Source organism: Corynebacterium sp. HMSC074A01 (assembly GCF_001831515.1).
Taxonomy (GTDB): Bacteria; Actinomycetota; Actinomycetes; order Mycobacteriales; family Mycobacteriaceae; genus Corynebacterium.
Window position 1 is genome coordinate 1 of sequence record NZ_KV825616.1, and the last position, 5215, is coordinate 5215.

The window sequence follows — 5215 nt, forward strand, 5'->3', positions numbered from 1 at the left end:
TTCGTATTTTGATCGGCAAATTACGAAACGAGCGCGCTACAGACGTGTCACAGGTCATAAAAAGGCGCGCCCCTTGCGTGTCACCGTGACGCAGCATCCCGGCCGTGTCACATAGCTACAACCCCTGCAGCGTGCCCTCAATGAGGACGGTCTATGTCGTAGACATGTGCCCGTAATGTGTGTCTGTGTCTCTCCCTTAAAAGGTTTGGGTCGAAATGCCGCAAAATTACGAAACATCCCCGAAATGTGACGTGTCTGTGCAGGTCACAGCGTTATCGCGTGTTTCGTAATTTGGTTTTCCGGTTTTCGTAGTTCTACGAAACCGCAGGTAGAGCGTTTCGTAATTTTTTCGTATTTTGATCGGCAAATTACGAAACGAGGTCAAAACTACGAAACGAGCACACTATAGACGTGTCACAGGTCACAAAAAGGCGCGCCCCTTGCGTGTCACCATGCCGCCACACAACAGCTGCCCCACCACAACACCCCAGCCGTGCCACGTGGCGTGTAGAAACGTGCTCGGTTCGATTCGTAAAGATTAGGTCGCAGGCTATTGTGCGCGACGCATAAGTTCCGTACGATGGCCCCCAGACCGTATGTGGCGTTTTAATTCGTTTTTGGTTTAGCCAGCCGCATACGGGGGATAACCCCGAGGATAATTCATAAAGAGACAGCCTCTCGACCGTGATAGGCGCGGTTCCTCCGACGAGATAGACCGGTCGGCAACGGCATTGCCAACCACAAAAGCGGTCAGGTAGGGAGTAAGCGCTCCCGTAAAGCGATGGGACGGCAGACCACCGTTCTAGCGAGTTGAGCACGGCACTCCAAGCCGCCTGAATAGCAAGCCGGTAAAGCACCCCGCTCCGGGACAGATCAATCTGCCCAGGAGCGTTTTTCTATGTCCGAAAAGGACACGACTACCGCCGTCGCGCCACGCTTTTACACGCTGCAGGAACTCGCCGATCTCGGCGTCGGCTCCGAGTCCACGTTGCGAAAAGCTATTAAAGAGGGCCGTCTTTCATTCCACCGTTTCGGCACCGCCTATCGGATTCGCCAAGACGATCTCGACGCCTACCTCGCGGCCGCACGCCGCCCTGCCCCGCAGCTATTCGACGGCTTCGTCGATGCCGTCGTGAATGCAGCGCCCCAACTGACAGATGAGCAGCGCCAGCAGCTCGTCACGGTGCTGGGCGGTGTGAAGCACTAATGCGGACAAACCCGCCTACGACGAGATCCCGCCGCTTAGCTCAGCTAGTCAGGCTGGGTCTTGAACTGAGTGCGAGGGCTGATGGGTGATGGCCGTGCTACTACACACGCGCGCTCCACCGTCGTGCCCCGAGTCCAAATAAACAGTTCATTCAACCAAGGAGAACAAACCATGTCTTTCAGAGACGATTACGCAGCAGCGCTGCGCGATGAGCAGCAAGCAAAAGATACCGTGAACGAGGCGCGCCGTGCACACAAAGCGACAAAGGAGCGCCTTGCGCAGTTGCGCAAGTATGCCGAAGAGTTCGAGGTGAATCTCGACGGTGACAAGTCCGCCAGCACCGAAGGGGACAGCGATACACCTGAGAACGGTGACGGCGACACGCCTGAGAGCACCGAGGGCAGTAAGCCGAAGCGGCATCTAGAAGTTGTACCCGACTAACCCTTTAGCCGTACACGCAATCACCTCATGTGTGTACGGCCACGCGGCGTGACGACGTACAGCCGTCACGTTTGATGTCGCCACACACCCCGCTCGCAAGGGCGGGGTTTTCGCGTGTGTGCGGGTGGCTGCGGCACCGCTACACGTGACACTGTCACGATGCTTGCGCCGGTATCGGCGACGGGGCATATACACGTCTGCCCCGTCGCCTGGATCATCCGCCACATGGCTGGCGGTATGTCGCGCTGCTGTTATGCGCGGTTCTGGCCGGCATAGTCTTGTGTGGACTTGAAATATGCCGAAGACGGGGCCGTGGGTGCAGCAAAGACAGCAGCGTGGACAGAGCAGATTTCAGCAGCTGTGCTGCTGAAGATGCAACCGCGACGGCAGATGGTATGCGGCGCATGCCGCATCATGCCGCGTCGGTAGAAACGTTGATGTTCATCACGGCACGCTTGCCGTGATGGAGCGTTTCGTGATGACCCAAACACGACACACAGATGCTGGCATATCCGACTGTATATCGACAAGATATATCGGATTGCCGGCAGTGTCGTGACGTAAAGCATGGGTCATCACACAAGGTGCAGCGCCAGCTGCACTATTGGGCACCTTGACCGGAGCGCAGCGGAGGGAAAGGTAGACCCAGCCAGACCGAGCGAGCGAGGTCTGAGTCTGGGGCTATGAGGGGCGGCGCGCCAGCGCCGGGCACCGGGTTATGCGAGCGCCAGCGAGTAGTAATACCCGGTGCAGTGCCTCGGCTATGCCGAGCGCCGGAGCGCAGCGGAGGCGTCGCACCCCCTTATGCCCTTTTCCCCCTTCTACCCCTATAACGACAAACATATAGGGGTTTTGACACAGAAGGGGGCTGCGACCTGCGTGTTTCGGGTCTTTATGCGGTCTTCGACCCTTACCCGAAACGGCCCGTTGATGCGCGAAGCGCACATGGTGCCTACACAAAATCTGCAGGTCGCCACGCTGTGCGCACCACATACGGCGTCAGTCGTTGTATGTCGGTCTTAAAGTAAGGGCCGATGACGGGTGGAAACGCCGCTTGCGGCGTCTTCCCGCGTCATCGCGCACGCCGTGTGCAACGTGAGCTTGCGAACGTGCCACGGCGTCGAACCGAACGGCAAGACCGACATCGTTAACGTGGTGCGCACAGCCACACCCTGCACTCTGGCACCGCCGCTAGGCGGTCATTGCAGGGTGGTGAACATCCCGCAGCGAGCCATCCGCCGCAAGGCGGTGTTGATGCTGCTGCGGGGGTCAACGACACGGGCTGAGTAACACACTCCATATCGGCCCGTGCTACAAGCACACTATCGGTGCAGACGTATCACGTTCGCGGCGGCCATATGCGCGCAAGCGCATGTAACAGACACCGCCAGCGACGTGTGTTTCGCGAGCGCCCGCTCGCAGCAGATCCAGCGGCAGCTGTTGATGCAAATGTGTAGCGCCGCGACTCGATTGGTTCATCTTTGTGGCAGCGGCTGTACGGCCCTGTGGCGGCCGTAGACGCCTCGGATGGACGGAGTGCGCGTGCAGAAGAACAGTTTCGAGACGTCGCTGTTCGTCGTGTATCTGCCGAAGTCGATGTGCAAGGAGATCCCCGACTACTACACCAGTGAGGTGGACGGGCGCGAAGTGAAACGTCCGCGCTATGCAGCCCGCGACTACGAAGAAGCAATGATGTACCCCGAAGAGTCAATGCGTTGGCTCGCCGAGAACTTCATTCCCGGCGGTATCGACGCAGTCGCTGGCGGTGATATGAACTTCGACGAATCAACGCCACACATCCAGTTCCAGGCGGATACGTTCTCACCGAAGCCCGAAGATCCCGACAAGCTCCGTTGCCGCCCCGGCATCGCGTACAACACTGACACCTCAGTGCGGTACACATCCGGCCCGAAGAAGGGCAAGCAGATCTCGGGTAACCAGAAGTTCATCGACGCGCAACGGGGCCTGCGCGAACACATGCACTCGCTGGGCTATCCGGTGGAACTGGAAGTCTCCGAGCGGCATGACGAGTCGTTGAACCTCGGACGCTACGCAGAACAACAAGACCGGGAGCGCGACCTCGCCAAGCGCGAGGATGATGTGGAAGTCAAGAAGCGATCCGTGCAGCGCGATATGGACGCAATTGATCGTGACCGCGAGCAAACAGCAAAAGAACTTGAACAGGCAAAAGCTGCCAACGAAAAAGCGCAAGGTGTGTTGCAGCACGCCGAAGAACAGGCTCGCGCTGTTGCCGAGCGTGTGCTCAACGAGGCACGTGAGAAGGCAGAGCAAGAAGCCGAGCAGATCCGCAGTGACGCGCGCGAGAAGGCCAAGCAAGAAGCCGAGCAGACCATGGGCCTTGCCGAAGCGCAAGCAGACGAGCTGCTCGAACGAGCCGAAGAGACTGCACAGGCCAAGGCGGGCGAGATTACAGCCGCAGCCCGCAGCGAAGCGGAGTCGATCACACGCCAAGCCGACGAGGCCCGTAAGCAGGCTGAGCGCGACGCTGAGACGATCCGCAGCGAAGCACGAGATGAGGCCACAAGCATCCGCGACGAGGCCACGCGCGACGCTGCAGTAACGCGCACGGATGCCCGCGATGAGGCTGATCAGATCCGCCGCAACGCGCACACGGACGCCGAAGATGAAGCAGCCATCATCATCGAAGAAGCGGTGAAGTCAGGACAGCAGTTGGAGCATCTGGACAAGAAGTTCCTGGTGCAAGAACTGCATCGCAGCCCGGAGCTGCTTGAGCGCTACACGCTGTTCAAGCAGTCGCAGACCTCAGGCAAGAAGGGCGGGGCGCAGCAACGTGCGCGCGAGCGTATCGAGAAGCGCCGCCAGCAGCAACAGCAGCGTGATCGTGACGGCGGTATGGAGCTTTAGCAGCTCACCATGCGCTCTGCACGCCCGTCTGCGGGCCGTACAGGGCGCCGTCGGCGTCGTCGGTCATCTGCGGTATGAAACCGCTGAGATTCGGCGAAAATCGAAGAAATCTCGGCTAAGCGGGGCCAAGTGTCACTACGTTGCGCAGCGAATTGGCCGGTTAAGTGGCGGAGATATTGCGCAGCGCGTCGGTGTGTACGACGGCGCATGTGCTGCACAGCAAACATGCCAGCACACAGACCTGCAGAATGTCGTTGTCATCCTGTTGCGCAGTAAAGGTGTCAATAGGATGACAAACCACTTCACTGCCCAATTCACATGTCATTAAAGTGACAGGGCATTTGATTGCGCAGTAAACGTGTCGATGAAATGGGTGCCCAATACACAGTGCAACCTACGTGTTAATGAAATGTCACAGACACTACATAGTGCAGTGAGTTGCGCAGCAGAAACGCCAGTAAAAGCACCGCACCACTGCACCGTAAAACTGCACAAGTGATTCGCAGCAAATTGGCGTGTGAAATGGTTGAAAAAATAACCCCGCAGCGTATGCGGGGTTCATCCACGATTACAATTGCAACCGGGCTCACACTGCTATCGGAGGGTTAACTCCCCCTGCAACGCGTTCACAACGTCACGGGGAAGTACAGGGACCTGACCCCCGTTAGGTAGACACCTGAT

3 protein-coding genes are annotated in these 5215 nt (G+C 58.4%); all 3 read left to right on the plus strand.

What is annotated here, in order from left to right:
- The first annotated feature begins 898 nt into the window (after nt 1–898).
- The 3 genes from HMPREF2550_RS05550 to HMPREF2550_RS05560 all read left to right on the plus strand — a co-directional run bounded on the left by HMPREF2550_RS05550 (nt 899) and on the right by HMPREF2550_RS05560 (nt 4534).
- Nucleotides 899–1207, plus strand: coding sequence for a helix-turn-helix domain-containing protein (locus HMPREF2550_RS05550; protein WP_024058948.1), 309 nt, complete (start codon nt 899–901; stop codon nt 1205–1207).
- Between the two features lie 171 nt (nt 1208–1378).
- A complete protein-coding gene (locus HMPREF2550_RS05555; protein ID WP_049181627.1) occupies nt 1379–1648 on the plus strand; it encodes a hypothetical protein in 270 nt (89 codons plus the stop codon).
- 1542 nt (nt 1649–3190) lie between these two features.
- Nucleotides 3191–4534: a coiled-coil domain-containing protein gene (locus tag HMPREF2550_RS05560; RefSeq protein ID WP_231699088.1), complete on the plus strand. Its 1344-nt coding sequence runs from the start codon at nt 3191–3193 to the stop codon at nt 4532–4534.
- Nucleotides 4535–5215 lie beyond the last annotated feature (681 nt).